This is a genomic window from Caulobacter sp. CCH9-E1 (assembly GCF_001556515.1).
GTDB lineage: Bacteria > Pseudomonadota > Alphaproteobacteria > Caulobacterales > Caulobacteraceae > Caulobacter.
Genome location: NZ_LSJA01000172.1, coordinates 1 through 25,009 on the forward strand (window position 1 = coordinate 1; position 25,009 = coordinate 25,009).

Sequence of the window (25,009 nt, forward strand, 5' to 3'; positions counted from 1 at the left end):
CCGTCAAATACCAGCGCATCGCCCAGACCAAGGGCCTGCCCAGGGATAACCACTAAGAGCATTCGCCGCCGGCTCTCTCCAGGGCCGGCGGTTTTCTTGTGTCCGGAGGGCGCGCCTTTTCGGATCTTTATTGTACGACAAAATAACCGCTGCTATGCACGCGGTCAGAACAAGGCGGAGCCCTGAAGCATCCGCGCGTAAAGGAGAGGGAAGAGCATGGCGTTGGCCAGGACGTTTCTAGGCGCGGCGATCACGCTGCTGGCGATGGCGGCGAGCGCGCAGGCCGGCGAAATCGCCGCGACCGCGACCCTGAAGGCCGACAAGCCAGGCGCGCCGATCTCGCGTTACATCTATGGACAATTCTCGGAGCATTTGGGCGCGGGCATCTATGACGGCGTGTGGGTCGGCCCCGACTCCAAGATTCCCAATGTGCGCGGCATTCGTAGCGACGTCGTCGCGGCGCTGAAGGACATCAAAACCCCGGTGATCCGCTGGCCCGGCGGCTGCTTCGCCGATGAATACCGCTGGCGCGACGGCATCGGCCCGCGCGACAAGCGCCCCTCGCGCAAGAACAACTGGTGGGGCGGTTCTCCCGAGACCAACGCCTTCGGCACCCACGAGTTCATGGACTTCGCCGAACAGGTCGGCGCCGATCCTTATGTCTCGATCAACATGGGTTCGTCCGACCCCACGGAGATGCGTGAGTGGATCGAGTACATGACCTCGCCGGGTGACGACACCCTGGCGCAGGAACGTCGCGCCAACGGCCGTGACAAGCCTTTCAAGGTCCCGTTCATCGGCATCGGCAACGAGAGCTGGGGCTGTGGCGGCGAGATGACGCCGGACTATTACGCGAACGAATACCGCCGCTTCTCGGCCTTCTTCCACAAGAACGCCGATAATCCCGCCGTACGCGTCGCCTCGGGCGCCAATTCGTTCGACGTGAACTGGACCGACGTGGTCACCAAGCATGCCGGCAAGTACATGGACGCGATCTCGCTCCACTACTACACGATCCCGACCGGCCAATGGTCGAAGAAGGGCGTGGCGACCGGTTTCGACAAGGCCGCCTGGGGCCAGACCTTCGCGCAGACCCTGCGGATGGATGATCTGCTCAAGCAGCACATCGCCGCGATGGACAAGAACGATCCCAGCAAGCGGATCGGCCTCTATGTCGACGAGTGGGGCGCCTGGTACGATGTCGAGCCGGGCACCAATCCGGGCCACCTCTACCAGCTGAACACCCTGCGCGACGGCGTGCTGGCGGCGGCCAACTTCAACATCTTCCACCGCTATACCGACCGGGTGAAGATGACGAACATCGCCCAGACCATCAACGTGCTGCAGGCGATGATCCTGACCCAAGGCGACAAGATCGTCCTGACCCCGACCTATTACGCCTACAAGATGTACGTGCCGTTCCAGGACTCGACGGCGATCCCGCTCGATGTCAACGCGCCCGAGATCGACGTCGGCGGCACCAAGATCCCCGCGTTTAACGCTTCGGCGGCCAAGGGCAAGGACGGCAAGACCTATGTGGCCGTCGCGAACATGTCGCCGGACGACGGCGTTAAGCTGTCGGTGGCGCTGGGCGGCCTGAAGGCCAAGTCAGTGTCCGGCCAGGTGCTGACCGCCGACAAGATGGACGCGATGAACGCCTTCGGGGCCAAGCCGGCCGTGGCGCCGGTCCCGTTCAAGGGCGGCAAGATCGCGGGCGACACCCTGACCCTGGCCATCCCCGCCAAGTCGGTGGTGGTCGTGGCGGTCGACTAGGGGGCGCCACGCCCCTCTAAAGAGAGCCGGACGTGACCTTAGAAGGGCGCGTCCGGCTTTTCGCGTGTTGGGAGGCTCGCGGCATGACCTTGACCCGTCGGTCCACTTTGGCGGCCCTGGGCGCCGCGCCGGCTCTGGCCGCCACCTCGGGGCGCGCCGCGACGGCGTCGTCGGGCTCGCCTCTCCGGCTCTGGTACCGCCAGCCGGCCAAGACCTGGGTCGAGGCGCTGCCCGTCGGCTCGGGCAAGCTGGGCGCCATGGTCTTCGGCGGCGTCGGCGCCGAGCGACTGCAACTGAACGAGGACACCCTTTGGGCGGGCGGTCCCTATGAGCCGATCAATCCCGAGGCCGGCGCGGCTCTGCCCGAGATCCGCCGCCTGATCGACGCCGGCGAGTACGCCAAGGCCGCCCAGCTCGCCGAGGCCAAGTTCGTCGGCGTTCCCAAGCAGCAGATGTCGTACCAGACGATCGGCGACCTGAAGCTGGAGTTTCCTGGGTTGGCAGAACCGACCGGCTATGTCCGCGAGCTGGACCTGGACGGCGCGATCGCCACGACGCGCCTCACGGCTGGCGGCGTGGATTACCTGCGCGAGGTGATCGCCAGCGCGCCCGACGGGGTGATCGCCGTGCGTCTGTCGGCCAGTCGTTCGGGCGCGATCAGCCTGGACCTGAGCTTCGCCTCGCCGCTGAAATCCAAGCCTGTCGCCTCCATCGAGGGGCGGAGCCTGGTGCTCACCGGCGTAAATGACAGCCAGCAGGGGATCGCCGCCAGGCTCAAGTTCGAATGCCGCGTCGATGTCCGCGCCAAGGGCGGGCGCGTGAGCGGGCAGGGCGAGACCCTGTCGATCCGCGACGCCGACGAGGTGGTCCTGCTGATCGCGGCGGCGACCAGCTACCGTCGCTACGACGACGTTTCAGGCGACCCGACCGCGCTGAACAAGGCGACGCTGGCCAAGGTCGCGAACAAGCCGTGGGCGAAGATCCTGGCCGATCACCAGGCCGACCATCGCGCTCTGTTCCACCGCGTCGAGGTCGATTTCGGCCGCACGCGCGCCGAACTCCCGCCGACCGACGAGCGGATTAAGGCTTCGCCGACGACCGACGACCCGTCGCTGGCGGCGCTGTACTACCAGTACGGCCGGTACTTGCTGATCGCCTGTTCGCGACCGGGAGGGCAGGCCGCGAACCTGCAGGGGATCTGGAACGACAAGCCCAACGCGCCGTGGGGCAGCAAGTACACGATCAACATCAACACCGAGATGAACTACTGGCCGGCCGAGCCGACCAACCTGCCGGAGTTGGTCGAGCCGCTGATCGCGCTGGTGAGGGACCTCTCGGAGACCGGCGCGAGGACCGCCAAGGCGATGTACGGCGCGCGGGGCTGGGTGGCGCATCACAACACCGACCTCTGGCGAGCCACCGCGCCCGTGGACGGCGCGCCATGGGGCGTCTGGCCGACCGGCGGCGCCTGGCTGTGCAAGCACCTTTGGGACCACTACGACTACGGTCGCGACCGCGCCTATCTGGCGCGGGTCTATCCGCTGATGAAGGGCTCGGCGCGGTTCTTCCTCGACACCCTGGTGGTCGATCCCAAGTTCGGCGTCTGGTCACCAACCCGTCGCTGCGCCCGAGAACGACCATGGGCATGGGGCCTCGATCGTCGCTGGTCCGACCATGGACCAGGCGATCATCCGCGACCTGTTCGACAACTGCCTGAAGGCCGAGGCCGTGCTGGGCGCGGACGAGGCCTTCGTCGCAGAGCTCAAGGCGGCCCGCGACAAGCTGGCGCCCTACAAGATCGGCAAGGACGGCCAGCTGCAGGAGTGGCAGGAGGACTGGGACGCCGACGCGCCCGACATCCACCACCGTCACGTCTCGCACCTCTATGGCCTGTTTCCATCGGACCAGATCGCGATCGACACGACTCCGAAGCTGGCGGCGGCGGCCAAGACGACCCTTGTCACGCGCGGCGATCTCTCGACCGGCTGGGCGATCGCTTGGCGGTTGAACCTCTGGGCGCGGCTGGGAGAGGGCGATCACGCCCATGGAATCTTGCGCCTGCTGCTCGGGCCCGAGCGGACCTATCCGAACATGTTCGACGCCCATCCGCCGTTCCAGATCGACGGCAATTTCGGCGGGATCTCGGGCATGACCGAGATGATCCTGCAGAGCCGCAACGATCGCATCTACCTGCTGCCGGCCCTGCCGTCGGCTTGGCCGTCGGGCCACATCAAGGGCTTGCGAGCGCGGGGCGCGGTCGGTGTCGACGTGCGCTGGGCGGGCGGCAAGCTGGCCGAGGCGGTGCTCACGGCCAAGGTCGAGGGCCGTCACGTCGTGGTGCTCGGCGGCTCCAGCTTGACCGTGGAGCTTCGTGAGGGCCAGAGCGCTCGTCTTGTCCCGCGCGACGGAGCCTTGGCCCGCGCGGCTTAACGTCCGCACGGATGGCGCGGCGGCCGACTTTTGGCTAAGACCCGCGCCATGCTGCGTATTTCGGAACTGAAGCTGCCGCTCGGCCATCCGCCAGAGGCCATGGCGCCCGCCATCGTCACACGCCTGGGGATCGAGGCCGATGACCTGGTGAGCTTCGCGGTCGCGCGCCGCGCCCATGACGCGCGCCGCAAGTCCGCGATCTTGATGGTCTATTCGGTCGACGTCGTGCTGCGGGACGAGGCGGCGGTCCTGAGCCGCTTCGAGGGCGACCATCAGGTTCGCGTCACGCCAGACACCGACTATCGCTTCGTGGCCAAGGCGCCGGCGGGTTTCGAGGGGCCGAGGCCGGTGGTCATCGGCGCGGGGCCTTGCGGCCTGTTCGCGGGTCTTATCCTGGCGCAGATGGGCCTGAGGCCCATCATCGTGGATCGCGGCAAGGTGGTGCGCGAGCGCACCAAGGACACCTGGGGCCTGTGGCGGCGGGGCGAGCTGAATCCGGAGTCCAACGTCCAGTTCGGCGAAGGCGGGGCGGGGACCTTTTCGGATGGCAAACTCTACAGCCAGATCAAGGACCCGCGCTTCCTGGGCCGCAAGGTGCTGGAGGAGTTCGTCAAGGCCGGCGCGCCGGAAGAGATCCTGACCGAGGCCCATCCGCACATCGGCACCTTCCGCCTAGTCCACATGGTCGAAAACATGCGGGCGCTGATCGAGAGCTTGGGCGGCGAGTACCGCTGGCAGCACAAGGTCGAGGACTTCGACATCGAGGTCGGCGCCGACGGCTCCCGCCGGCTGAAGGGGCTTCATATCGCCGGCGGCGACTACCTGCCGGCCCGCCATGTCGTGATGGCCTTGGGCCACAGCGCGCGCGACACCTTCCAGGTGCTTTACGATCGTGGCGTCCACATCGAGGCCAAGCCGTTCTCGATCGGGGTTCGGATCGAGCATCCTCAGTCCTGGATGGACAGGGCGCGCTTTGGCGACTGCGCCGGCCATCCCGACCTGGGCGCGGCCGACTATAGCCTGTCGCACCACTGCAAGAACGGCCGGACCGTCTACAGCTTCTGCATGTGCCCGGGCGGTACGGTGGTGGCGGCGACGTCCGAGCCTGGCCGTGTCGTCACCAACGGCATGAGCCAGTATTCGCGCAACGAGCGGAACGCCAATTCCGGCTTCGTCGTCGACATCAATCCCGAGCAGGACTATCCGGGCCACCCGCTGGCCGGTGTCGCGTTCCAGCGCAAGTGGGAGAGCCTGGCCTTCGAGGCGGGCGGCGGGACCTACCAGGCGCCGGGACAACTGGTCGGCGACTTCTTGGCGGGCCGTCCCTCGACGGAATTCGGCGCCGTGGTCCCGTCGTACAAGCCCGGCGTGCACCTGACCGATCTGGCCAAATGCCTGCCGCCATTCGCGACCGAAGCCATGCGCGAGGCCCTGCCGGTCTTCGGCCGCCAGATCCCGGGCTACGACCATCCGGACGTGGTGCTGACCGGTGTCGAGACCCGGACGTCCTCGCCCGTGCGGATCACGCGGGGCAAGGACTTCCAGAGCCTGAACACCGCCGGCCTCTTCCCGGCCGGTGAAGGGGCGGGCTATGCCGGCGGCATCCTCTCGGCCGCGGTCGACGGCATCAAGGTCGCCGAGGCCGTGGCCGCTCAGTATGTGGCCGAGGGGCTGATCAAGGCCGCGTAGGGCTGGTCGCAAAACCCTTGTCATCCCGGCCGCGGCGCGCAGCGCGGCTATCCGGGATGACAAGAGCTTGTGCTTTGAAAGGCTTACGCCGGCTCGCTGACCTGGGCCAGCGTCGGATAGTCCGTATAGCCGCGCGGACCGTTCTCGAAGCCGTAGAAGGTGGTCGGGTCGGGCGTGTTCAGCGCCGCGCCCGCCTTCAGCCGTTCCACCAGGTCCGGATTGGCGATGTAGGCCTTGCCGAAGGCGATGGCGTCGGCCTTGCCGGCCTCGATCGCGGCGGTGGCGCTGGCCAGGTCGAACTTCTCGTTGGCGATGTAGACGCCGCCAAAGGCCTTTTTCAGGTCCGGACCCAGGCTGTCGGCGGCTTCGTGCTCGCGGGCCGAGATGAAGCCGATCTTGCGCTCTCCCAGGGCCTTGGCGACGTAGCCGAAGGTCGCGGCGAGGTTGCTGTCGCCCATCGAGTGGCTATCGGCGCGCGGCGCCAGGTGCACGCCCACGCGATCCGCGCCCCAGACCGAGATGGCCGCGTCGGTCGCTTCGAGCAGCAAACGGGCGCGGTTCTCGATCGAGCCGCCGTACTGATCGGTGCGATGGTTGCTGCCGTCCTGCAGGAATTGGTCGAGCAGATAGCCGTTGGCGCCGTGCAGTTGCACGCCGTCGAAGCCGGCGGCCTGGGCGTTCTCTGCCCCTTGGCGGAAGGCCTCGACCACGCCGGCGATTTCCTCGGTCGAGAGGGCGCGAGGGGTGGGGTAGTCGCGCTGCGGGCGCAGCAGGCTGACATGGCCCTTGGCGGCGATGGCGCTGGGCGCGACCGGCAGCTCGCCGTTCAGCAACTCGGGATCGGAGATGCGCCCGACGTGCCAGATCTGCATGAAGATGCGGCCGCCCTTGTCATGCACGGCCTTGGTGACCTGCTTCCAGCCTTCGGTCTGTTCCTTGGACCAGATGCCCGGGACGCCGGCGTAGCCGACGCCTTGCGGCGACACGGGCACGCCCTCGCTGATCAGCAGGCCGGCGGAGGCGCGCTGGCCATAGTACTCGGCCATCAGGGCGTTGGGGATGTGGGTCGGGTCGGCGCGTAGCCGGGTTAGCGGCGACATCACCACACGGTTGGGCAGGTTGAGGTCGCCGACGCGCAGCGGGTCGAACAGATTGGGCATGCGAGACTGTCCCTTTGGGCAGGGGCGCCGACCCTCCGTCGGCGTCTGGCTGCTATCTGGTCGTGCTTTCGTCGTTCGCAACCGCAACAGCTGCTGATTTATCTAAAAACGACGCGCCTTTCCCTAAAGCGGGGATGCGCCGCGAAACGTCGTGAAGGCCTGGTCGAGATCGGCCTTTAGGTCTTCGACGCTCTCCAACCCCACATGGAAGCGCAGCAGCGGCCCTTCCAGGTTCACGGGGGTGGAGCGGAACGTGAGTTGCGGATCGCAGTGGAGCGCCAGGCTTTCGTAGCCGCCCCACGAGAAGCCGAGGCCAAACAGCTTCAGGCTGTCGAGGAAGGCCTTGGCCGCGGTCTGGCTGCAGGGCTTCAGCACCACGCCGAACAGGCCGCAGGCGCCGGTGAAGTCGCGCTTCCAGATCGCGTGGCCCGGATCGTCGGGCAGGGCGGGGTGCAGGACGCGCGACACCTCGGGCCGCGCCTGCAGCCAGCGCGCGACCTCGAGGCCGTTCTCGTGGTGGCGCGGCAGGCGCGTGGCCAGGGTCCGCAGGCCGCGCAGCATGGTGTAGGCGTCGTCGGGCGACACGGACCAGCCGATGTCCCACATGGCCTCGCCCAGCAGCGCCGCGACGGCCTTGTCCGAGGTCGCCACCGATCCCATGAAGCAGTCGGAGTGACCACCGACATATTTGGTCAGGGCCTGGACGCTGAGCGTGACGCCATGGGCCAGCGGCTTGAAGTAGAAGCCCGCCGCCCAGGTGTTGTCGATCAGGGTCATGATCCCGCGCGCGTTCGCCGCCTGGGCGATGGCGGGGATGTCCTGCATCTCGAAGGTCAGGGAGCCTGGCGCCTCTAGCACGATCAGGCGCGTGCGCGGCGTTGCCAACGCCATCAGGGCGTCAGCGTCCAGGGCCGGGTCGTAATAGGTCGTGGTGACGCCGAAGCGGGAAAGCAAACGATCGCAGAAGCGGCGGGTCGGCTTGTAGGCGCTGTCGACGACCAAGACCTCGTCGCCCGCCTTCAGGACCGCGAGCAAAGCGCCGGTGATCGCGGCCAAGCCGGATGGATAAAGGGTGACGTCCTCGGCCACTTCCAGGTCGGCAAGGGCGGCCTGCAGGGCGCTGGGGGTCGCCAGGCCCGTGATGCCGTAGGTCAGCTGGTCGTCATCGTACAGCGAGGCCGCGTCGCGCAGCAGCACGGTCGACCCCCGCTGGATCGGCGGATTGACCGTCTTGGCCAGCGTGTGATTGGCCAGGCCCGTGCGGATCAGGCGGGTTTCTTCGTCCATCGGGATACTCTTACGCTAGGCGACCGGACCCGTGGCGACAGGGGTGTCGGCCAAGCCGCCCCATTCGGTCCAGGAGCCGTCGTAGACCGCCGAACGCGGCTTGCCCATGCGGGCCAGGGCCAGGGCGACGACCGCCGCGGTGATGCCCGAGCCGCAGGTCGAGACGATCGGCTTGTTGATGTCCACGCCCGCCGCCTCGAACACGGTCTTCAGCTTGTTGGCCGACAGCATGGTCCCGTCCGGCGCGATCATCGCCGCCAGCGGAATGTTGCGGGCGCCGGGCATGTGGCCGCCGCGCAGGCCGGCGCGCGGTTCGGGATCGCGGCCCTCGAAACGGCCCGCGGCGCGGGCGTCGATGACCTGTTCGCGGCCGGTGGCGACGATCTCGCGCATCTGTTCCAGCGAGCGGTAGATGTCGGCCTGATAGCGCGGCGTGAAGTGGCGCTCCTGTGGCGCGGCGGGACCGTCCTCGATCGGGCGGCCTTCGGAAATCCACTTGGGCAAGCCGCCGTCCAGCACCACGACGTCCTCGTGACCCATGGCGCGGAAATGCCACCAGGCGCGCGCGGCGGGCAGGATGCCGATGCTGTCGTAGACGACGATCCGCGAGCCGTCGCCCAGGCCCATCTTCTTGACCCGAGAGGCGAACTTCACCGGCGACGGGATCATGTGCGGCAGGTCGGTGGTCTCGTCGGCGATGTCGTCGATGTCGAAGAACACCGCGCCCGGGATGTGGGCGGCCAGGAACTCCTTGTACGGTTCACGTTGGGCGGCGGGCATGTGCCACGAGGCGTCGACGACCCGCACGTCCGGCGCGTCGAGATGCTCGGCCAGCCAGGCGGTGGAGACCAGCGGATCGGACGGAGTGCTCATGTCGACGCCTTTCTGGGGGCTGACTCGCCCCCGTTTCGAGACGTCGGCAACATCGCCGCGCGAGCGCCTTGTCGCAAGCTACATCCAGGGCGGCGCGGGCAGGCCCTTTTCCTTAAGGAAGGCGGGATTGAACAGCTTGGACTGGTAGCGCGAGCCGTGGTCGCACAGCACGGTCACGATGGTGTGGCCGGGACCCAGTTCCTTCGCCAGCTTCACGGCCCCCGCGATGTTGATGCCCGCCGAGCCGCCGAGGCACAGGCCTTCGTGCATGACGAGGTCGTAGAGCACCTCGAGCATTTCCTCGTCCGAGACGCGGAAAGGGTGGTCGATCGTCAGTCCCTCGAGGTTGCCGGTGACGCGACCCTGACCGATGCCCTCGCTGATCGAATTGCCTTCCGACTTCAGCTCCCCGTCCTTGTACCAGCTGTAGAGCGCCGCGCCGTGGGGATCGGCGAGGCCGATCTTCACCTCGGGCTTGCGCTCGCGCAGGGCGGCGGCGACGCCGGCCAGGGTGCCGCCGGATCCGACGGCGCAGATGAAGCCATCGACCTTACCCTCTGTTTGGTCGAAGATTTCCGGGCCTGTGGTCATGTAGTGCGCGTCGCGGTTGGCGGTGTTGTCGAACTGGTTGGCCCAGATCACGCCGTTGGGCTCGGTCGCGGCAAGTTCCTCGGCCAAGCGGCCGGAATAGCGGACATAATTGCCGGGGTTCGAATAGGGAGCCGCGTCGACCTCGACCAGCTCGGCGCCCAGCAGCCGGATGGCGTCCTTCTTCTCCTGGCTCTGGGTCCGGGGGATCACGATCGTGGTCTTGTAGCCGAGGGCGGAGGCGACCATGGCCAGGCCAATGCCGGTGTTGCCGGCGGTGCCTTCGACGATGCGGCCGCCGGGCTTCAACAGGCCCTTGGCTTCGGCGTCGCGGATGATGCCCAGGGCGGCGCGGTCCTTGACCGACTGGCCAGGGTTCATGAACTCGGCCTTGCCCAGGATCTCGCAGCCGGTCGCCTCGCTGGCGCGGCGCAGGCGGATCAAGGGCGTGTTCCCGATGGCGTCGAGAACGCTGGGGAGAATGGTCATGATTTCACCTGCGTGGCCGGACTGGCATGGTAGATCGTGCGCGGGCCGCGCGACGCAAGCCTAGTTTTCCTGAAGGCGGGAGGTTCGGGGTGAGCAATTCGCGAGGGGCTTTGCGGCTGGTGCTGGGCGACCAGCTGTCGGAAAGCCTGTCGGCGCTGAACGATGTCGATCCCGCGCGTGACGTCGTGCTGATGGTCGAGAGCGTCGCCGAAGCCACCGCCTGGAAGCACCACAAGCAGAAACTCGTCCTGGTCTGGTCGGCCATGCGTCAGTTCGCCGAGCGCCTGCGGGCCAAGGGGCTGCGCGTTCGCTACGTGACGCTGGACGATCCCGAGAATACCCGCACCATCGCCGGCGAGTTGACGCGCGCGCTGGGCGAGGGCGTTTTCGATCGCGTGGTCCGCACCGCCTGCGGCAAGTGGGGTCTGGAGCAGGCGCTGCTGTTGCTGGAGGTCGGCGTTCCGATCGAAGCGCGCGAGGATGATCGTTTTCTCTGTTCGCGCGCCGAATTCGCGGGTTGGGCCGAGGGGCGTCGCGAGCTGCGGATGGAGTTCTTCTATCGCGAGATGCGGCGACGCACCGGCCTGCTGATGGAGGGCGACAAGCCGGCCGGCGGGCGGTGGAACTTCGATCCGGAGAACCGCAAGAAACTCCCCAAGGACGTGCGGCCGCCCCAGCGCCTGCGCACGCCGCCGAACCCGACGACGCAAGCTGTGATCGAGATGGTCTCGAAGGGCTTCGACGACCACTTCGGAACCCTCGAAGCCTTCGGTTGGCCGACCAATTCGCAAGAGGCGGAGGCGGCGCTGGAGCACTTCCTGGCGCACATGCTGCCCGCGTTCGGCGACTGGCAGGACGCCATGGCCTGGGAACAGCCGTTCCTGTGGCACGGCCTGATCTCGCCCGCGCTGAACATCGGCCTGCTGGACCCGCTGGACATCTGCCGGCGCGCCGAAGCCGCCTGGCGCGAGGGGCGGGCGCCGCTGAACGCCGTGGAAGGCTTCATCCGCCAGATCATCGGCTGGCGCGAGTTCGTGCGCGGCGTCTACTGGCTGAAGATGCCGGAATACGGCCTGCGCAACGCCCTGGAGGCCGAGGGCAAGCTGCCGTGGTTCTATTGGACCGGCGAGACCGACATGGCCTGCGTCGCCGACGCGGTGCGCTCGGCGCGCGACCACGCCTACGCGCACCACATCCAGCGGCTGATGGTCACCGGCAACCTCGCCATGCTGCTGGGCGTGCATCCCGACGCGGTGGACGATTGGTACATGGTGGTGTTCGCCGACGCCTATGAATGGGTCGAGATGCCCAATACGCGCGGCATGGCCACCTTCGCCGACGGCGGCATCGTCGGCTCCAAGCCCTATGCGGCCAGCGGCGCCTATATCGATCGGATGAGCGACTACTGCAAAGGCTGTCGCTACGACGTCAAGAAGCGCCTCGGCGACGACGCCTGTCCGTTCAACGCCCTCTACTGGGACTTCATAGACCGCCACGCTCAGCGGCTGGCCGGCAACGGCCGCATGCTGATGCCGCTGAAGACGCTGAGCAGCATGGACGAGGCCGAACGCCGCGCCTTTCGGGAGAAGGCGGCGGCGCTCAGGAACGCGATGGGCGTCTAGCCGCGGCTGAGGCCTAGCTGGATGACGTTGGTGCGCTCGGTGCGGAAGCCGGCCTCGCAATAGCTGAGATAGAACCGCCACAGGCGCCGGAAGCGTTCGTCGAAGCCGTCCTTGCGGATCTCGTGCCAGGCGGCCTCGAACTGGCGGCCCCATTCGGCGAGCGTATCGGCATAATTCTGGCCGAAGCGCTTGAGATCACTCCATTCCAGGCCGGCGCGTTCGGTCTCTTCCTTAAGACGCGCCTCGCTGGGCAGCATGCCGCCCGGGAAGATGTAGCGCTGGATGAAGTCGGTGCGGCTGCGATAGTCGCTGAACAGCTCGTCGCGGATGGTGATGATCTGCAAGCCCGCGCGGCCGCCGGGAACCAGCACCTCGCGGATCTTGCCGAAATAGGCGGGCCAGTACTCCTCGCCCACGGCCTCGAACATCTCGATCGAGGCCACGGCGTCGAAACGGCCCTCGACGTCGCGATAGTCGACCAGACGAATGTCTGCCTTTTCGGAAAGTCCCTGTTCGAACAAGCGCTTCCTGGCGAAATCGTACTGCGCTTGGGAGATGGTGATGCCGGTGACCTTGGCCCCGACCTCCTTGGCGGCGAACTCGGCGAAGCCGCCCCAGCCGCAGCCGATCTCCAGCACGTGCTTGCCAGGCGCCAGGCCGATGGTCTTGGCCAGGGCCGCGTATTTGGCGCGCTGGGCGTCCGGCAAAGGCTGGTTGGGGTGCTCGTACAGGGCCGACGAATAGGTCATCGTCGGATCTAGCCAGCGGGAATAGAAGTTGTTGCCCAGGTCGTAGTGGGCGTGGATGTTCCGCTTCGAGCCCGAGCGGCTGTTGCGGTTGAACAGGTGATAGATCGCGTTCACCGCCCGCATGATCGGGTTGCCCGAGGCCAAGCCGGCCAAGCGGTCGAAGTTCAGAGAGAAGGCCTCCAGCACGATCGAAAGGTCGGGGGTGTCCCATTCGCCGGCCATGAAGCCCTCGGCGAAGCCGATGTCGCCCGACAACAGCGCGCGACGTACGAAATTGTAGTCGCGGATGCGGATGGTCGCGTCGGGACCGTCCTGGCGGCCCTTGACCGTCAGGCTCTTGCCGGTGGGTAGGACAAAGGTCAGCGACCCGGCCTCCCAGTTCTCGGCCGCGATGCGGACGGCGGAACGGAAGGCGGCCGGAGCGGCCTTCAGATCGGGATCATTCCAGAGCGCGTTTTCCAAGGCGGGGCCTCGCTTCCGGTGACGCGTTACTTAACGCCGTTAACCACCGTCTCGTAAAGCCCTCGCTCATCTAGAGGCTGTGATAGGCCTCCAGGGCGCGCTCGCGCGCCTTGGCGTGGTCAACGATCGGTTTAGCGTAGATACGCCGCGCCGCCGGAGACAGATGGAGCGGGCGCTCCCATGGCTTGTGGATAAAATCGTCAGGAACAGTTTTAAGTTCCGGGACCCAGCGTCGAACATAGGCGCCTTGCGGGTCGAACTTCTCGCCCTGGCTGATCGGATTGAAGATCCGGAAGTAGGGGGCGGCGTCGGCGCCGCTGCCGGCGGTCCACTGCCAATTGCCGACATTATTGGCGAGATCGGCGTCGACCAGGGTGTCCCAGAACCACGCTTCGCCCTCGCGCCAGTCGATCATCAGGTGCTTGATCAGGAACGAGGCGACGATCATCCGCACGCGATTGTGCATGAAGCCGGTGGTCCAGAGCTCGCGCATGCCGGCGTCGACGATGGGATAGCCGGTCTCGCCCTTGGTCCAGGCCTCGAGGGCGGCAAGGTCCTTGACCCACGGAAAGCCGTCGAACTCCGGCTTGAAGTTTCGCGTGAGGAGGTCGGGCCAGTGGTACTGAATGGAATGGTTGAACTCGCGCCAGCCGATCTCGGACAGGAACTTGTCGGCTTCCGCGATAGGGATATCGCCCGCCTCGGCGGCGGCGCGGGCGGCCAGCCAGACCTGGCGCGGGCCGATTTCGCCAAAGTGCAGGTGGGGCGACAGCCGCGAGGTGGCGGGCGCGGAGGGGATATCGCGCTTCTCGCCGTAGCTGGCGATGGGGCCGGACAGGAAAGCATCCAGCCGCGCCTTCGCGCCGGCCTCGCCCGGTGTCCAGATGTCGAAGCCCTTGGACCAATCGGGCTTGGTGGGGTGGAGGCCCCAGTCGGAAAGCTTGTCGCTAGGCGTTGCTTTGTCCAAGCATCTCAAGACCTTCGGCGCGGCTTCTACGGTGACGTCGCCCAGATGCGCCCGCGCCGCCCGCCAGTAGGGCGTGAAGACCTTGTAGGGCAGGCCCGAGCCGTTCTGCACCGTCCAGGGCTCGTTCAGCAGGCTGGCGTTGAAGCTCTGGCAGTCGATGTCGGCGTCCCTCAGGTGGGCCTTGATCGCCGCGTCCCGATCCATGCTGGCCTTGTCGTAAACTCGGTTCCACAGCACGCAGGCTGCGCCCGTCTCGGCGATCAAGGCGTCCAGAAGCTCGGCGGCGACGCCCTTGCGGAGCACCAGTCTATTGCCAAGCTTCTCAAGGTCTTGAGCCAGGGTCTTGAGCGACTTGTCCAGCCACCACAGCGACGCCGCGCCCATCGGACGAACACCAGGGGTCTCGTCGTGAATGTAGACGCAGACCACCGGGCGGCCGCTGTCGGCGGCATGGCGCAGCGCGGGATTGTCAGCTATGCGCAGGTCCTTGCGGAACCAAACGATGACGGCGCCGGGGTTCGCCTCGCTGTCGCCAGAGTCTTTCCGCACTTGCACCGTCCCGCCCTAAGGGTCACCTCTTGGGCGCCCAAAGCCTCTAATACGTCGGAAGTATCGCCTTGGATCAGCCGCAAGCCGTCGCCCCCAACGCCGTCGTCGAGATCAAGACCCCGACCGGCGCGCCCGTTCGTATCGGCAATGGCGAGCGGCTGTCGATCATCGCCGGACCGTGCCAGATGGAGAGCCGTCAGCACGCCCTGGAAACCGCTCATGCGCTCAAGGAGATGGCGCAACGTCTTGGCGTGGGGATGATCTACAAGACCTCCTACGACAAGGCCAACCGCACCTCGGCCAACGCCCAGCGCGGCATCGGCCTGAAGGACAGCCTGCCGATCTTCCAGGAGATCCGCGAAGCCACCGGCCTGCCGACCCTGACCGACGTGCACGAGACCAGCCATTGTCCGATCGTGGCCGAGGCGGTTGACGTGATCCAGATCCCGGCCTTCCTGTGCCGCCAGACCGACCTGCTGCTGGCCGCCGCCGCGACGGGTCGGGCGATCAACATCAAGAAGGGCCAGTTCCTGGCCCCCTGGGACATGAAGAACGTCATCGCCAAGGTGACCGGCGCGGGCAACCCGAACGTCATGGCCTGCGAGCGCGGCGTCTCGTTCGGCTACAACACCCTGGTCAGCGATATGCGCAGCCTGCCGATCATGAAGGAGATCGGCTGCCCGGTGGTGTTCGACGCCACCCACAGCGTTCAGCAGCCGGGCGGGCAGGGAACCTCGTCGGGCGGTCAGCGCGAGTTCGTACCGGTGCTGGCCCGCGCGGCCGTGGCCGTGGGCGTGGCCTGCGTCTTCATGGAAACCCACCCCGACCCGGACAAGGCGCCGTCGGATGGTCCCAACATGGTGCCGATGAGCCAGTTCGAGGCGCTGGTCGGCAACCTGCTCGAATACGACGCCCTGACCAAGCGCGCGGCCTAAGCCATGAGCCGACGCATCGTTCTCGTCACCGGCGGGGCCGGCTTCATCGGCTCCAACATTGTCGCGCGCCTCTGCGAGGATCCGGCGCTGGACGTCGTGGTCTGCGATCGCCTGCGCGACGCCGCCAGCGGCAAGTGGCGCAACATCGCCAAGCACCCGATCGCCGACTTCGTCGCGCCCGAGCAGCTGTTCGACTGGCTGGCGAGGCGCGGGTCCGAGGTCGAGCTGGTCGTCCACATGGGCGCCGTGTCCTCGACCACCGAGACCGACGCCGACAAGATCGTGCAGTCCAACTTCGTGCTGTCGCGCGACCTGTGGGACTGGTGCGCCCAGCACGGCAAGCGCCTGATCTACGCGTCTTCGGCGGCGACCTATGGCGACGGCGCCCTGGGCTTTGACGGCAAGGACGACCTTGCATCGCTGAAAGCCCTGCGACCGCTGAACGCCTACGGCTGGTCTAAGGCCCTGTTTGACATCCACGCCGCCCGCGAGGCCGCGCGCGGTCGCGCCCCCACACAGTGGGTCGGCCTGAAGTTCTTCAACGTCTATGGCCCCAACGAGGACCACAAGGGCGGCATGAAGTCGGTGGTGGCCCAGATCTGGCCACGGATCGCGGCGGGCGAGGGCGTGAAGCTCTTCAAGTCGCACAATCCCGCCTACGAGGACGGCGGTCAGCTGCGCGACTTCGTCTATGTCCGCGACGTGGTCGATGTCGTCGCCTGGCTGGCCAAGAGTCCGGCGGTGAACGGCGTCTTCAACCTGGGCTCGGGCCAGGCGCGGTCTTTCCGCGATCTGGCCGTGGCGACGTTCGAGGCGGTCGGCCGCCAGCCGGACATCACCTATATCGACATGCCCGAGGTGCTGCGCGGCAAGTACCAGTACTACACCCAGGCCGACATGAGCCGGCTGCGCGCGGCTGGCTACAACGCGCCGATGACCTCGCTTGAGGATGGCGTCGCCGACTACGTGGCGGGCTATTTGAACACCGACGATCCCTATCGCTGAGATGCCTCCCCGGTGACCCCGGGGAACACTTGTCCCTCCCTGACGCGGGCGTAAGCTGAACGCCGATAAGTCGAGATCAACTCGACCGGCAGGGAGTGAGAAATGGTCGGCATCGCCGCCTGGGGCGCCTATGCGCCGCGTCTTCGTCTGAGCCGCAAGGCGGTGACCGAGGCCAACGCCTGGGTCGCGCCGAACCTCAAGGCCAAGGGCAAGGGCGAACGCGCCATGGCCAATTGGGACGAGGACGCCCTGACCATGGCGGTCGAGGCGGCGCGCGACGCCCTGGGGCCCGACGACGACCGCTCCCACATCGACGCCCTCTATTTCGCTTCGACCACGGCGCCGTTCGCCGACCGGCTGAACGCGGGCGTCGTCTCGGCGGCCCTGACGCTGGAGAAGTCGATCGCGGCGACGGACGTCACGGGCTCGCAGCGCTGCGGCCTGACGGCTCTGGCCCAGGCGCTCTCGGCCGTCGCCGGCGGCGGGGCCAAGGCGGCGCTGGTGGCGGCGGGAGAACATCGCAAGGCGCGCGCGGCCTCGGCCCAAGAGCTGGACTTCGGCGACGGCGCGGCGGCTTTCGTGGTTACCGAGGAGGCGGGGGCGGCGGAACTGCTGGGCCGCGGCAGCGTCACCGACGACTTCGTCGATCACTTCCGCGGCGACGACGGTGGGTTCGACTACTACTGGGAGGAGCGCTGGATCCGCGACGAAGGCATCGTCAAGCTCGTCCCCCCAGCGATCAGCAAGGCGCTTGAGGTTGCTGGTCTAACGGCCTCTGATGTCGATCATTTTTGCTTTCCGTCGACCTTCGCCGGCATGGCCGCCTCTGTCGCCAAGTTCGTCGGGATCAAGGCCGAGGCGGTGCGTGACAATCTCGCCGCCGTGATGGGCGAGGCGGGCTGCGCGCACGGCCCTATCATGTTGGCGCACGCGCTTGAAAACGCTGCTGAAAATGAGGTGATCCTCGTGGCGCAGTTCGGGCAGGGCGCCGAAGCCCTGGTGTTCCGCGCCACGGGCAAGGGGCAGCGTCCCGCACGCGGCGTCACGGGTTCGCTCGCTGACCGAAAAGAAGAGACGAACTACCTGAAATTCCTGACCTTCAATGGTCTTGTCGAATGGGACAAGGGCATGCGGGCCGAGAAGGACAACAAGACCGCCCTGACCACCCTCTATCGCAACGAGGACATGATCCTGGGCCTGGTCGGCGGCCGCTGCCGCGAGACCGGCGTCGTCCAGTTCCCGCGCACCCGCATCTCGGTCGCGCCAAACAACCCGGCGGTCGACACCCAGGAGCCGTACAAATTCGCCGAGCGGCGAGCGAGCATTCTCAGCTATTCCGCTGATTACCTGACCTTTTCCATGTCGCCGCCCAACCACTACGGCATGGTCGTCTTCGAGGGCGGCGGGCGGATCATGATGGATATCACCGACGTCGCGCCGGGCGACGTCGAGACCGGCCTGCCGGTGCGGATGGTCTTCCGCATCAAGGAGGTCGACGAGAAGCGCGGCTTCGTCCGCTATTTCTGGAAGGCGACGCCTGATCGCGTCGCCGTGGCCAAGGCTGCCGCCCAGGCGGCGGAATAGGAGGCGAAGATGCCGCAAGGGATCCGAGACAAGGTCGCCATCCTCGGGATGGGCTGCAGCAAGTTCGGCGAGCGCTGGGACGCCGGCCCGGATGACCTCATGGTCGAGGCCTATCTGGAGGCCATGCAGGACGCCGGGATCGAGCCGACCCAGTTGGACGCGGCCTGGTTCTCGACGCACATCGACGAGATCGGGTCGGGCAAGGGCGGCACGCCGCTCTCGATCGCCCTGCGCCTGCCCAACATCGCCGTGACGCGCGTCGAGAACTTCTGCGCCTCGGGCTCGGAAGCCTTCCGCGGCGCCGTTTACGCTGTGGCGGCGGGCGCGGCCGACATCGCCCTGGCGGTCGGGGTCGAAAAGCTGAAGGACACCGGCTATGGCGGCCTGCCGGTCGCCAACCCCGGCACGCTCAGCCCGCAGGTCATGCCGAACGGCTCCGCGCCCGGCAACTTCGCCCAACTGGCCAGCGCCTACCGCGCCAAGCATGGCGTCTCCAAGGAAGACCTGAAGCGGGCCATCGCCCACGTCTCGGTCAAGAGCCACGCCAACGGCGCCAAGAACCCGAAGGCCCACCTGAGGAAGCCGATCACCGAGGAGCAGGCGCTGAACGCGCCGTTGATCGCCGAGCCGCTGGGCCTGTTCGACTGCTGTGGCGTCTCCGACGGCGCGGCGGCGGCGATCGTCACCACGCCCGAGATCGCGCGGGCTTTGGGCAAGCGCGACCTCGTCACGGTCAAGGCGCTGCAACTGTCGGTCTCGAACGGCTACGAGAGCCAGTACAACGGCTGGGACGGCAGCCATTTCCACACCGCCCGCATCGCCGCCGGCAAGGCCTACAAGGAGGCGGGCATCGAGCGGCCGCGCGAGCAGGTCTCGATGATGGAGGTGCACGACTGCTTCTCGGTCACCGAACTGGTGACCATGGAGGACCTGTTCATCTCGCCGGAGGGGCAGGGCTGGCGCGACGTGCTGGACGGCTTCTACGACGCCGACGGCGGCGTGCCGTGCCAGATCGACGGCGGCCTCAAGTGCTTCGGCCACCCGATCGGCGCCTCGGGCCTGCGGATGCTCTACGAGATGTATCTGCAGCTGCAGGGCCGCGCGGGCGAGCGCCAGTTGACCAATCCCGTCTTCGGCATGACCCACAACCTGGGCGGCGCGCCGGCCAGCAATGTCTGCTCGGTCGCGATCATCGGCCAAGAGGGGGCTTAATTCCGTCCGGCGCTTGATGTACCGAGGAGTCCATGGCTCTCAAAGGCTTCAAGCGCTGGATCTTCGCGGGCGTCGTCCTGTTCCTGGCGCTGATCCTGTCGGCGGCCTTCATCTGGCGTTACGACATCCTCAGCAACGCGCTGGACCCCAAGGTCCCGTTCCTGACCTATCACCCGCCGCCCGCGCCGGATTACGGCAAGCGGGCGTCCTGGGCGCTGCTGCCGCGCAACCCCGAGGCTGTTCCGGCCGCCGACCGTCCCGTCGACATCTTCTTTGTTCATCCGACGACCTTCGACGGCGGCCGCGACTGGAACGGCGGCATCGACCAGCCCAAGGCCGCGCGGTTCCTGTCGCGGGTGGTGCTGCCCAACTATGCCGGCCCGTTCGACCGCGTCGGGCGGCTCTTCGCGCCACGCTATCGCCAGGCCAGCCTCTACACCTATCTGACCCTGCGCGACGACGCCCGCGAGGCGCGGCGTTTCGCCTATGGCGACGTGCTGCAGGCGTTCCGCGCCTATCGCGTCCGCTATGGCCAGGACCGACCGTTCATCATCGTCGGGGTGGAGCAGGGCGGCTCGCTGGCCGCGCGCCTGCTGAGCGAGGAGATCGCCGCCAAGCCCGAGCTCAAGAGCCGCCTCGTCGCCGCCTATCTGATCGAGACCCCGGTTCCGGCCGACGAATACACGCCCGCCGCGCCGCTGCCGGCCTGTGAGCGCAAGGCTCAAGCGGGGTGCGTCGCCGGCTGGATCTCGGCGCCGGAAGGCGACTTCCAGCGGGTGCAGGAGGTGATCGGTCGCTCGCTGATCTGGGACCCGTCGGACCAGCTGGTGAACCTCGAAGGCCGCACGCCGCTGTGCTTCAACCCGTTGCTGGGCGGGACGTCGCTGGAGCGCGCCCCGGCGCGCCTGAACCTGGGCGCGGCCAACGCCACGGGCCTGGACTGGGGCGCCCGCCCGCCGTTCCTCCAGCGCCAGGTGTCTGCGCGTTGCGAGAACGGGATCCTGCGCACCAGCAAGCCCAAATCGAGTTCGCTGCGCGACAGCGGCTCCTGGGCCGACCGGCGCAAGGTCGACGCCTTCAACCTGTTCTACGCCGACCTGGAAGCCGACGCCCTGGAGCGTACGAAGGCCGCGGCGAGCGCGGCGTCAGCCGGCGGCCAGTAAGGCTTCCAGGCCGCCATAGGTCGGCTGGTCAATCCGGATCTGGCCGATGGCCGTGGCGCGCAGGTGAGCTAGCAGGGCTGGGTCTCTTGGCGACAGCTCGCCACGCCGCAGCGCCTCGCAGAGGGCCGCGTTGAGCGAGGCGAAGTCCCCATCCTGTCCAAGCAGCGCCTTGAGACGCTTGATCGCTTCGTCCTCCAGCCGCGCGCCTTGTTCAGCCTCGCGCGCCACCGTGGCGCGGGCGTTGTCGGCCACGCGGGCCAGGAAGGCCTGGCGGGCGTCGCCCGGCGTGGCGGGCTGGGCGTCGAACGCGGCGATCGCCTCGGACAGTTCAGCCGCGGTCGGATGGCTAATCATGCGGCCTCCATCAGGGCGACGAGGTCGATCTCGGTCTCGCTGGTCCGCCGGCCGATCATCGCGCGCTCGATCGACCGATCCGCGCCGGCGGCGAAGCTCTGGTACATCATCAGGCACATGACGCCCCATTTCAGCGAGCCCAGGGCCTGCCAGAACTTGACGCGCTCCAGGGCGATGTCGCCGCCGTGGCCGGCCAGCAGGTCGGCATAGTCCCCAAAGCCGCCGACGGGCTTGCGCCATTCGCCGAACCGCCAGGAATTGACGCACATCCAGCCGAGATCCTCGGCCGGGTCGCCCAGATGGGCCAGCTCCCAGTCCAGCACGCCGACCAGGCCTTGCTTGGGATGGATCATCAGATTGCCGTTCCGAAAGTCGCCGTGGACCAGGACCGGCTTTTCAGGCGGTGGCGGCGCGATGGCCTCCAGCCAGCGGAAGGCGGCCTCCAGGATCGGGCGCGGCGCCTTCATCTGGCGATAAAGGTCTTCGTAGCGCGCCAGCTCGCCTTGGGCGTCCGACTTTGCCAGCGGCGGCAGGCCTTCGGTTGGGATGGCGTGTATGCGGGCTAGAACCTCGCCGCAGCGGCGCGCCAGGCCGGGACGGACGCTGGCGAAGGCCTCGTCGCGGACGATCCGTCGTCCCAAGGTCTCCCCCTCCAGGCGACGCATGACATAGGCTTCGCCGAGCGCGTCCTCCGGTTGGCAGACGCGGACGACGCTGGGGGCGGGCGCGCCCGCCGCGTCGGCGGCGCGGATGAGGGCGGCTTCGCTCGATAGCGGCAGGGCGGTGTCGCGTGGCAAGGCGCCGTCCGGTCGCCGACGCAGGATCAGCGGCGTCCCGTCATCAAGGTCGAAGGCCCAGGTTTCCAAGCTTGCGCCGCCCGACAGCCGGCGGGCGTTGCGAGCGCCCGTCGCGGCGGGCGACAGGCGCGGGGCGAGGCGGTCCAGGGCGGCGGCGACATCCATGGAGAGGAAGGTTCCAGCCTTGACCCGGCGTCAGGCAAGACCTCCTCATCTTTACGGCGAGCCCGGCTGGCCTTAGGCACGGACTCACCATTCGCTGTTCAGGACTTACGATGCCCTCCGGTCTCGCCGCGCTGCTCGATGACGTCGCTGGCATCACCAAGCTGGCCGCCGCTTCCCTTGATGATGTGACCGGCGCGGCCGGCAAGGCGGGGTCCAAGGCCGTGGGCGTGGTCGTCGACGACACCGCCGTGACGCCCGGCTACGCCATGGGCTTCACGCCCGACCGCGAGCTGCCGATCGTCTGGAAGATCGCGCTGGGCTCGCTGCGCAATAAGCTCCTGTTCCTGCTGCCCGGCGCGATGGCGCTGTCGGCGTTCGCGCCGTGGCTCGTGACGCCGATCCTGATGTGCGGCGGCGCCTATCTGGCGTTCGAAGCCACCGAGAAGGTGCTGGAGGCCTTTACCCCCGAGAGCGAGGGTGAAGCCGTCGAGGAGCTGGCGCTCAGCGGGCCGGAACTGGAGAAGCAGAAGGTCGCCGGCGCCATCCGCACCGACTTCATCCTGTCGGCGGAGATCATGGCGATCGCCCTGGCCGACGTTTCCGACAAACCGCTCGCCATCCAGGCTGGCGCCCTGGCCGTGGTCGGCGTTCTACTGACCATCGGCGTCTATGGCGCGGTCGCCTTGATCGTGAAGATGGACGACATCGGCCTGCACTTGTCTCGAGGCAAGTCGCGCGGGCTCCGGGGTTTGGGACGTGGTCTGGTCAAGGCCATGCCTTGGACCATGGAGGCCCTGACCGTGATCGGCACCGCCGCCATGCTGTGGGTCGGCGGCGGCATCATCGTCCATGGGCTGGAGAAGTTCCACCTGACCCCCGTGCCGCATTGGGTCGAGGGCTTCTCGCACTGGGCGGAGCAGGCGCCGGGCGTCGGCGCGGTGACGGGCTGGCTGGCGTTCGCGCTGGGTTCAGCCGTGGTTGGTCTCGTGATCGGCGGCGTTCTGGCCGGTCTCATGCACCTCTGGCATCACCGCAAGGGCGCGGCGGCGCACTAACCGGCTTCGTTCAGCGACGAGACCGGCTTCCAGTCGAACAGTTCCTGCAGCATCCGCAGCGCCTGACCGCGCGGCGAGGCAAGCTCCGGATCGCGCGCCAGGATCAGCCGCGCGTCGTCGGCCGCCACGGCGATCAGGTCGCGGTGCGCCACGGGGTCGGCCAGGCGATAGGCCGGGAAGCCGCTCTGCTTCAGGCCCAGCGGATCGCCGCCGCCGCGCAGCTCCAGGTCCTTCTCGGCGATCTCGAAGCCGTCGTCGCTGCGGCGAAGGATGTCGAGACGCTTCTGGGCCACTTCCGACAGCGGCGGATCGTAGAGCAGCACGCACGAGCTCTCGCGCGTCCCCCGGCCGACGCGACCGCGCAACTGGTGCAGTTGGGCCAGGCCGAAGCGATCGGCGTGCTCGATGACCATGATGCTGGCGTTGGGGACATTGACGCCGACCTCCACGACCGTCGTGGCGACCAGCACGCTGACCTCGCCGTCGACGAAGCGCTGCATGACCGCGTCCTTCTCGGCGGGCGGCATCTGGCCATGAACCAGGCCAACGCCCGGCAGGTGGCGGGCGAGGTCGGCGGCGCGATCCTCGGCCGCGCGCAGGTCGACCTTCTCCGACTCCGAGACCAGCGGACAGATCCAGAAGGCCTGGGCGCCGCCGGCGATGGCCGCCCGCAGGCGCTCGACGATCTCGGGCACGCGCGGCGTGGGCGCGGCGCGGGTGGCGACGGGCGTGCGACCGGGCGGCTTCTCGTCGATCCGCGAGACGTCGAGATCGCCGAACACGGTCAGCTCCAGCGTTCGCGGGATCGGCGTCGCCGACATCGCCAAGAGGTGGACGCCCCAATCGACGCCGGGCGGGCCCTTGTCCTGCAGGCGGCGGCGCTCGTTGACGCCAAAGCGGTGCTGCTCGTCGATGATCGTCAGGGCCAGGGCCTTGAAGGCCACATCGTCCTGGAAGAGGGCGTGGGTGCCGACGGCGATGTGGTGGGTTCCGTCGGCCAGGCCGAGCAGCTTGGCCGCGCGGCCGGCGCCCTTGTCGCGTCCGGTCAGCAGGATCGCCGACAGGCCCAGCGCCTCCAGCGGTCCGGCGATGGTCTCGAAGTGCTGGCGGGCCAGGATTTCGGTCGGGGCCATCAGGGCCGACTGCAGACCGGCGCTGGCGGCGTCGGCCATGGCCAGCATGGCGACCACGGTCTTGCCCGAGCCGACGTCGCCCTGCAGCAGTCGGCTCATCCGTTCGCCGGAGACGAGATCGCCGCGAATCTCGGACAGCGCCCGAATCTGGGCGCCGGTCAGCTTGAAGGGCAGGGCCTTCTCGGCGGCGTCCGACAGCGATCCGGCCGGAATGAGCGGGCCCGGGTGCGAACGGCGCGCGGCCTTGCGTTGGGCCAGGGCCAGCTGGTGGGCCAGGAGCTCGTCATAGGCCAAGCGTCGGCGAGGGCGGGCCAACGGCGATAGGTCAGCTTCGCTGGCCGGCGCATGCAAGGCGGCGAGCGCCTCGCGCCAGGCCGGCAGGCGTTCGCGCTCGCGCCAGGCGGCGTCCTGCCACTCGGGAAGGTCGGGCGCGCGATCCAGCGCCTCAAGGGCGAACTTGCGGAAGGTGCGTGACGGCAGACCGGCGGTGGCGGGATAGACGGTCTCGACCTCGGGAATGTCGCCGGCGCGTTCCTCGGCGACGATGTAGTCGGGGTGAGCGATCTGGAGCTCGGAGGCGAAACCCTCCGGGCGCTCCACCTTGCCGCTGACCGCGCGCCGCGCGCCCTTGGGATGCTGGCGCTCAAGATGCGGGCCGTGGCCCTTGAACCAGATGAGCGTGAGAAAGCCCGTGCCGTCCCAGGCGCGGATCTTCCAGGGCTGGCCCAGGCGGTGCGGCGGCTGGTGGGCGTCGATCGTGACGACGAAGGTCTGGACCTGGCCCTCGACGGCCTGATCGACCGTGGTGACGCCGCGGCGAATCAGGCCTGTCGGCGCGGTGAACAGCACGTCGCGCACGATCGGCCCCGCCAGTTTTTCGACCAGCGGCGCGACGCGCGGGCCCACGCCCTTGAGCGTGGACACCGAGGTGAACAGGGGAAAGAGAATCTCCGGGCGCATCTGCCGCG

The 25,009-nt window shown here is 67.9% G+C and carries 19 protein-coding genes and 1 pseudogene; 11 read left to right on the forward strand and 9 right to left on the reverse strand.

Annotation, left to right across the window (positions count from 1 at the left end; all coding sequences use genetic code 11):
* Nucleotides 1–216 precede the first annotated feature (216 nt).
* From AX690_RS10630 to AX690_RS10640, 4 genes and pseudogenes are all read left to right on the forward strand, one after another.
* Entirely contained in the window at nucleotides 217–1,773 is a 1,557-nt protein-coding gene (locus AX690_RS10630) for an alpha-N-arabinofuranosidase (protein ID WP_066680201.1), read from the forward strand.
* Between the two features lie 83 nt (nucleotides 1,774–1,856).
* Nucleotides 1,857–2,615 (forward strand): annotated as a pseudogene (locus AX690_RS24235) (glycoside hydrolase N-terminal domain-containing protein); the annotation flags it as partial.
* A gap of 1,315 nt (nucleotides 2,616–3,930) precedes the next feature.
* Nucleotides 3,931–4,203 carry a glycoside hydrolase family 95-like protein gene (locus tag AX690_RS24240; RefSeq protein WP_369798199.1) on the forward strand — a complete coding sequence of 91 codons (273 nt, stop codon included), beginning with the start codon at nucleotides 3,931–3,933 and terminating at the stop codon, nucleotides 4,201–4,203.
* A 48-nt stretch (nucleotides 4,204–4,251) separates the two neighbouring features.
* A complete protein-coding gene (locus AX690_RS10640; RefSeq protein ID WP_066680203.1) occupies nucleotides 4,252–5,892 on the forward strand; it encodes an NAD(P)/FAD-dependent oxidoreductase in 1,641 nt (546 codons plus the stop codon).
* Nucleotides 5,893–5,975: 83 nt separating this feature from the next.
* On the opposite strand, the gene AX690_RS10645 is transcribed toward AX690_RS10640, so the two are convergent.
* The 4 genes from AX690_RS10645 to AX690_RS10660 all read right to left on the reverse strand — a co-directional run bounded on the left by AX690_RS10645 (nucleotide 5,976) and on the right by AX690_RS10660 (nucleotide 10,289).
* Entirely contained in the window at nucleotides 5,976–7,052 is a 1,077-nt protein-coding gene (locus AX690_RS10645; RefSeq protein WP_066730365.1) for an alkene reductase, read from the reverse strand.
* A gap of 123 nt (nucleotides 7,053–7,175) precedes the next feature.
* Nucleotides 7,176–8,339, reverse strand: a complete 1,164-nt coding sequence (metC, locus tag AX690_RS10650) for a cystathionine beta-lyase (RefSeq protein ID WP_066680207.1) — start codon at nucleotides 8,337–8,339, stop codon at nucleotides 7,176–7,178.
* Nucleotides 8,340–8,354: 15 nt separating this feature from the next.
* Nucleotides 8,355–9,212, reverse strand: a complete 858-nt coding sequence (sseA, locus tag AX690_RS10655) for a 3-mercaptopyruvate sulfurtransferase (protein WP_066680209.1) — start codon at nucleotides 9,210–9,212, stop codon at nucleotides 8,355–8,357.
* A gap of 78 nt (nucleotides 9,213–9,290) precedes the next feature.
* A complete protein-coding gene (locus tag AX690_RS10660) occupies nucleotides 9,291–10,289 on the reverse strand; it encodes a cysteine synthase A (protein WP_066680211.1) in 999 nt (332 codons plus the stop codon).
* A gap of 89 nt (nucleotides 10,290–10,378) precedes the next feature.
* Here AX690_RS10660 and AX690_RS10665 point away from each other — a divergent pair, with 89 nt between their 5' ends.
* On the forward strand, nucleotides 10,379–11,911 hold the full coding sequence (locus AX690_RS10665) for a cryptochrome/photolyase family protein (protein WP_066680213.1): 1,533 nt from the start codon (nucleotides 10,379–10,381) through the stop codon (nucleotides 11,909–11,911).
* Here AX690_RS10665 and AX690_RS10670 read toward each other — a convergent pair.
* Together AX690_RS10670 and AX690_RS10675 are read right to left on the reverse strand one after the other, a co-directional pair.
* Entirely contained in the window at nucleotides 11,908–13,122 is a 1,215-nt protein-coding gene (locus AX690_RS10670) for a cyclopropane-fatty-acyl-phospholipid synthase family protein (protein ID WP_066680214.1), read from the reverse strand. The genes AX690_RS10665 and AX690_RS10670 overlap by 4 nt on opposite strands.
* A gap of 70 nt (nucleotides 13,123–13,192) precedes the next feature.
* Nucleotides 13,193–14,644: a deoxyribodipyrimidine photo-lyase gene (locus tag AX690_RS10675; protein WP_066680215.1), complete on the reverse strand. Its 1,452-nt coding sequence runs from the start codon at nucleotides 14,642–14,644 to the stop codon at nucleotides 13,193–13,195.
* Between the two features lie 62 nt (nucleotides 14,645–14,706).
* Between AX690_RS10675 and kdsA the strand changes: the two genes are divergently transcribed.
* The 5 genes from kdsA to AX690_RS10700 all read left to right on the forward strand — a co-directional run bounded on the left by kdsA (nucleotide 14,707) and on the right by AX690_RS10700 (nucleotide 20,537).
* Entirely contained in the window at nucleotides 14,707–15,573 is an 867-nt protein-coding gene (gene kdsA, locus AX690_RS10680; RefSeq protein ID WP_082769609.1) for a 3-deoxy-8-phosphooctulonate synthase, read from the forward strand.
* Between the two features lie 3 nt (nucleotides 15,574–15,576).
* Nucleotides 15,577–16,578, forward strand: a complete 1,002-nt coding sequence (gene rfaD, locus AX690_RS10685; protein WP_066680216.1) for an ADP-glyceromanno-heptose 6-epimerase — start codon at nucleotides 15,577–15,579, stop codon at nucleotides 16,576–16,578.
* A 102-nt stretch (nucleotides 16,579–16,680) separates the two neighbouring features.
* Entirely contained in the window at nucleotides 16,681–18,162 is a 1,482-nt protein-coding gene (locus AX690_RS10690; RefSeq protein ID WP_066680217.1) for an OB-fold domain-containing protein, read from the forward strand.
* A gap of 9 nt (nucleotides 18,163–18,171) precedes the next feature.
* The gene (locus AX690_RS10695; protein WP_066680218.1) at nucleotides 18,172–19,374 is read left to right on the forward strand and encodes an acetyl-CoA acetyltransferase; all 1,203 of its coding nucleotides are present in this window, start codon (nucleotides 18,172–18,174) and stop codon (nucleotides 19,372–19,374) included.
* A gap of 32 nt (nucleotides 19,375–19,406) precedes the next feature.
* Nucleotides 19,407–20,537 carry a DUF3089 domain-containing protein gene (locus tag AX690_RS10700; RefSeq protein ID WP_066680219.1) on the forward strand — a complete coding sequence of 377 codons (1,131 nt, stop codon included), beginning with the start codon at nucleotides 19,407–19,409 and terminating at the stop codon, nucleotides 20,535–20,537.
* On the opposite strand, the gene AX690_RS10705 is transcribed toward AX690_RS10700, so the two are convergent.
* Nucleotides 20,520–20,891 carry a DUF6285 domain-containing protein gene (locus AX690_RS10705; protein WP_066680220.1) on the reverse strand — a complete coding sequence of 124 codons (372 nt, stop codon included), beginning with the start codon at nucleotides 20,889–20,891 and terminating at the stop codon, nucleotides 20,520–20,522. The two genes, AX690_RS10700 and AX690_RS10705, sit on opposite strands and share 18 nt — an antisense overlap.
* Nucleotides 20,888–21,853, reverse strand: a complete 966-nt coding sequence (locus AX690_RS10710) for a phosphotransferase family protein (RefSeq protein WP_066680221.1) — start codon at nucleotides 21,851–21,853, stop codon at nucleotides 20,888–20,890. Before AX690_RS10710 ends, AX690_RS10705 begins: the two co-directional genes overlap by 4 nt.
* Before the next feature lie 110 nt (nucleotides 21,854–21,963).
* Here AX690_RS10710 and AX690_RS10715 point away from each other — a divergent pair, with 110 nt between their 5' ends.
* Nucleotides 21,964–22,908, forward strand: a complete 945-nt coding sequence (locus tag AX690_RS10715; RefSeq protein WP_066680223.1) for a DUF808 domain-containing protein — start codon at nucleotides 21,964–21,966, stop codon at nucleotides 22,906–22,908.
* On the opposite strand, the gene recG is transcribed toward AX690_RS10715, so the two are convergent.
* Nucleotides 22,905–25,001 (reverse strand): ATP-dependent DNA helicase RecG, encoded by a 2,097-nt coding sequence (gene recG / locus AX690_RS10720; RefSeq protein ID WP_066680224.1) that lies wholly within the window; start codon nucleotides 24,999–25,001, stop codon nucleotides 22,905–22,907. The genes AX690_RS10715 and recG overlap by 4 nt on opposite strands.
* Nucleotides 25,002–25,009: the final 8 nt, after the last annotated feature.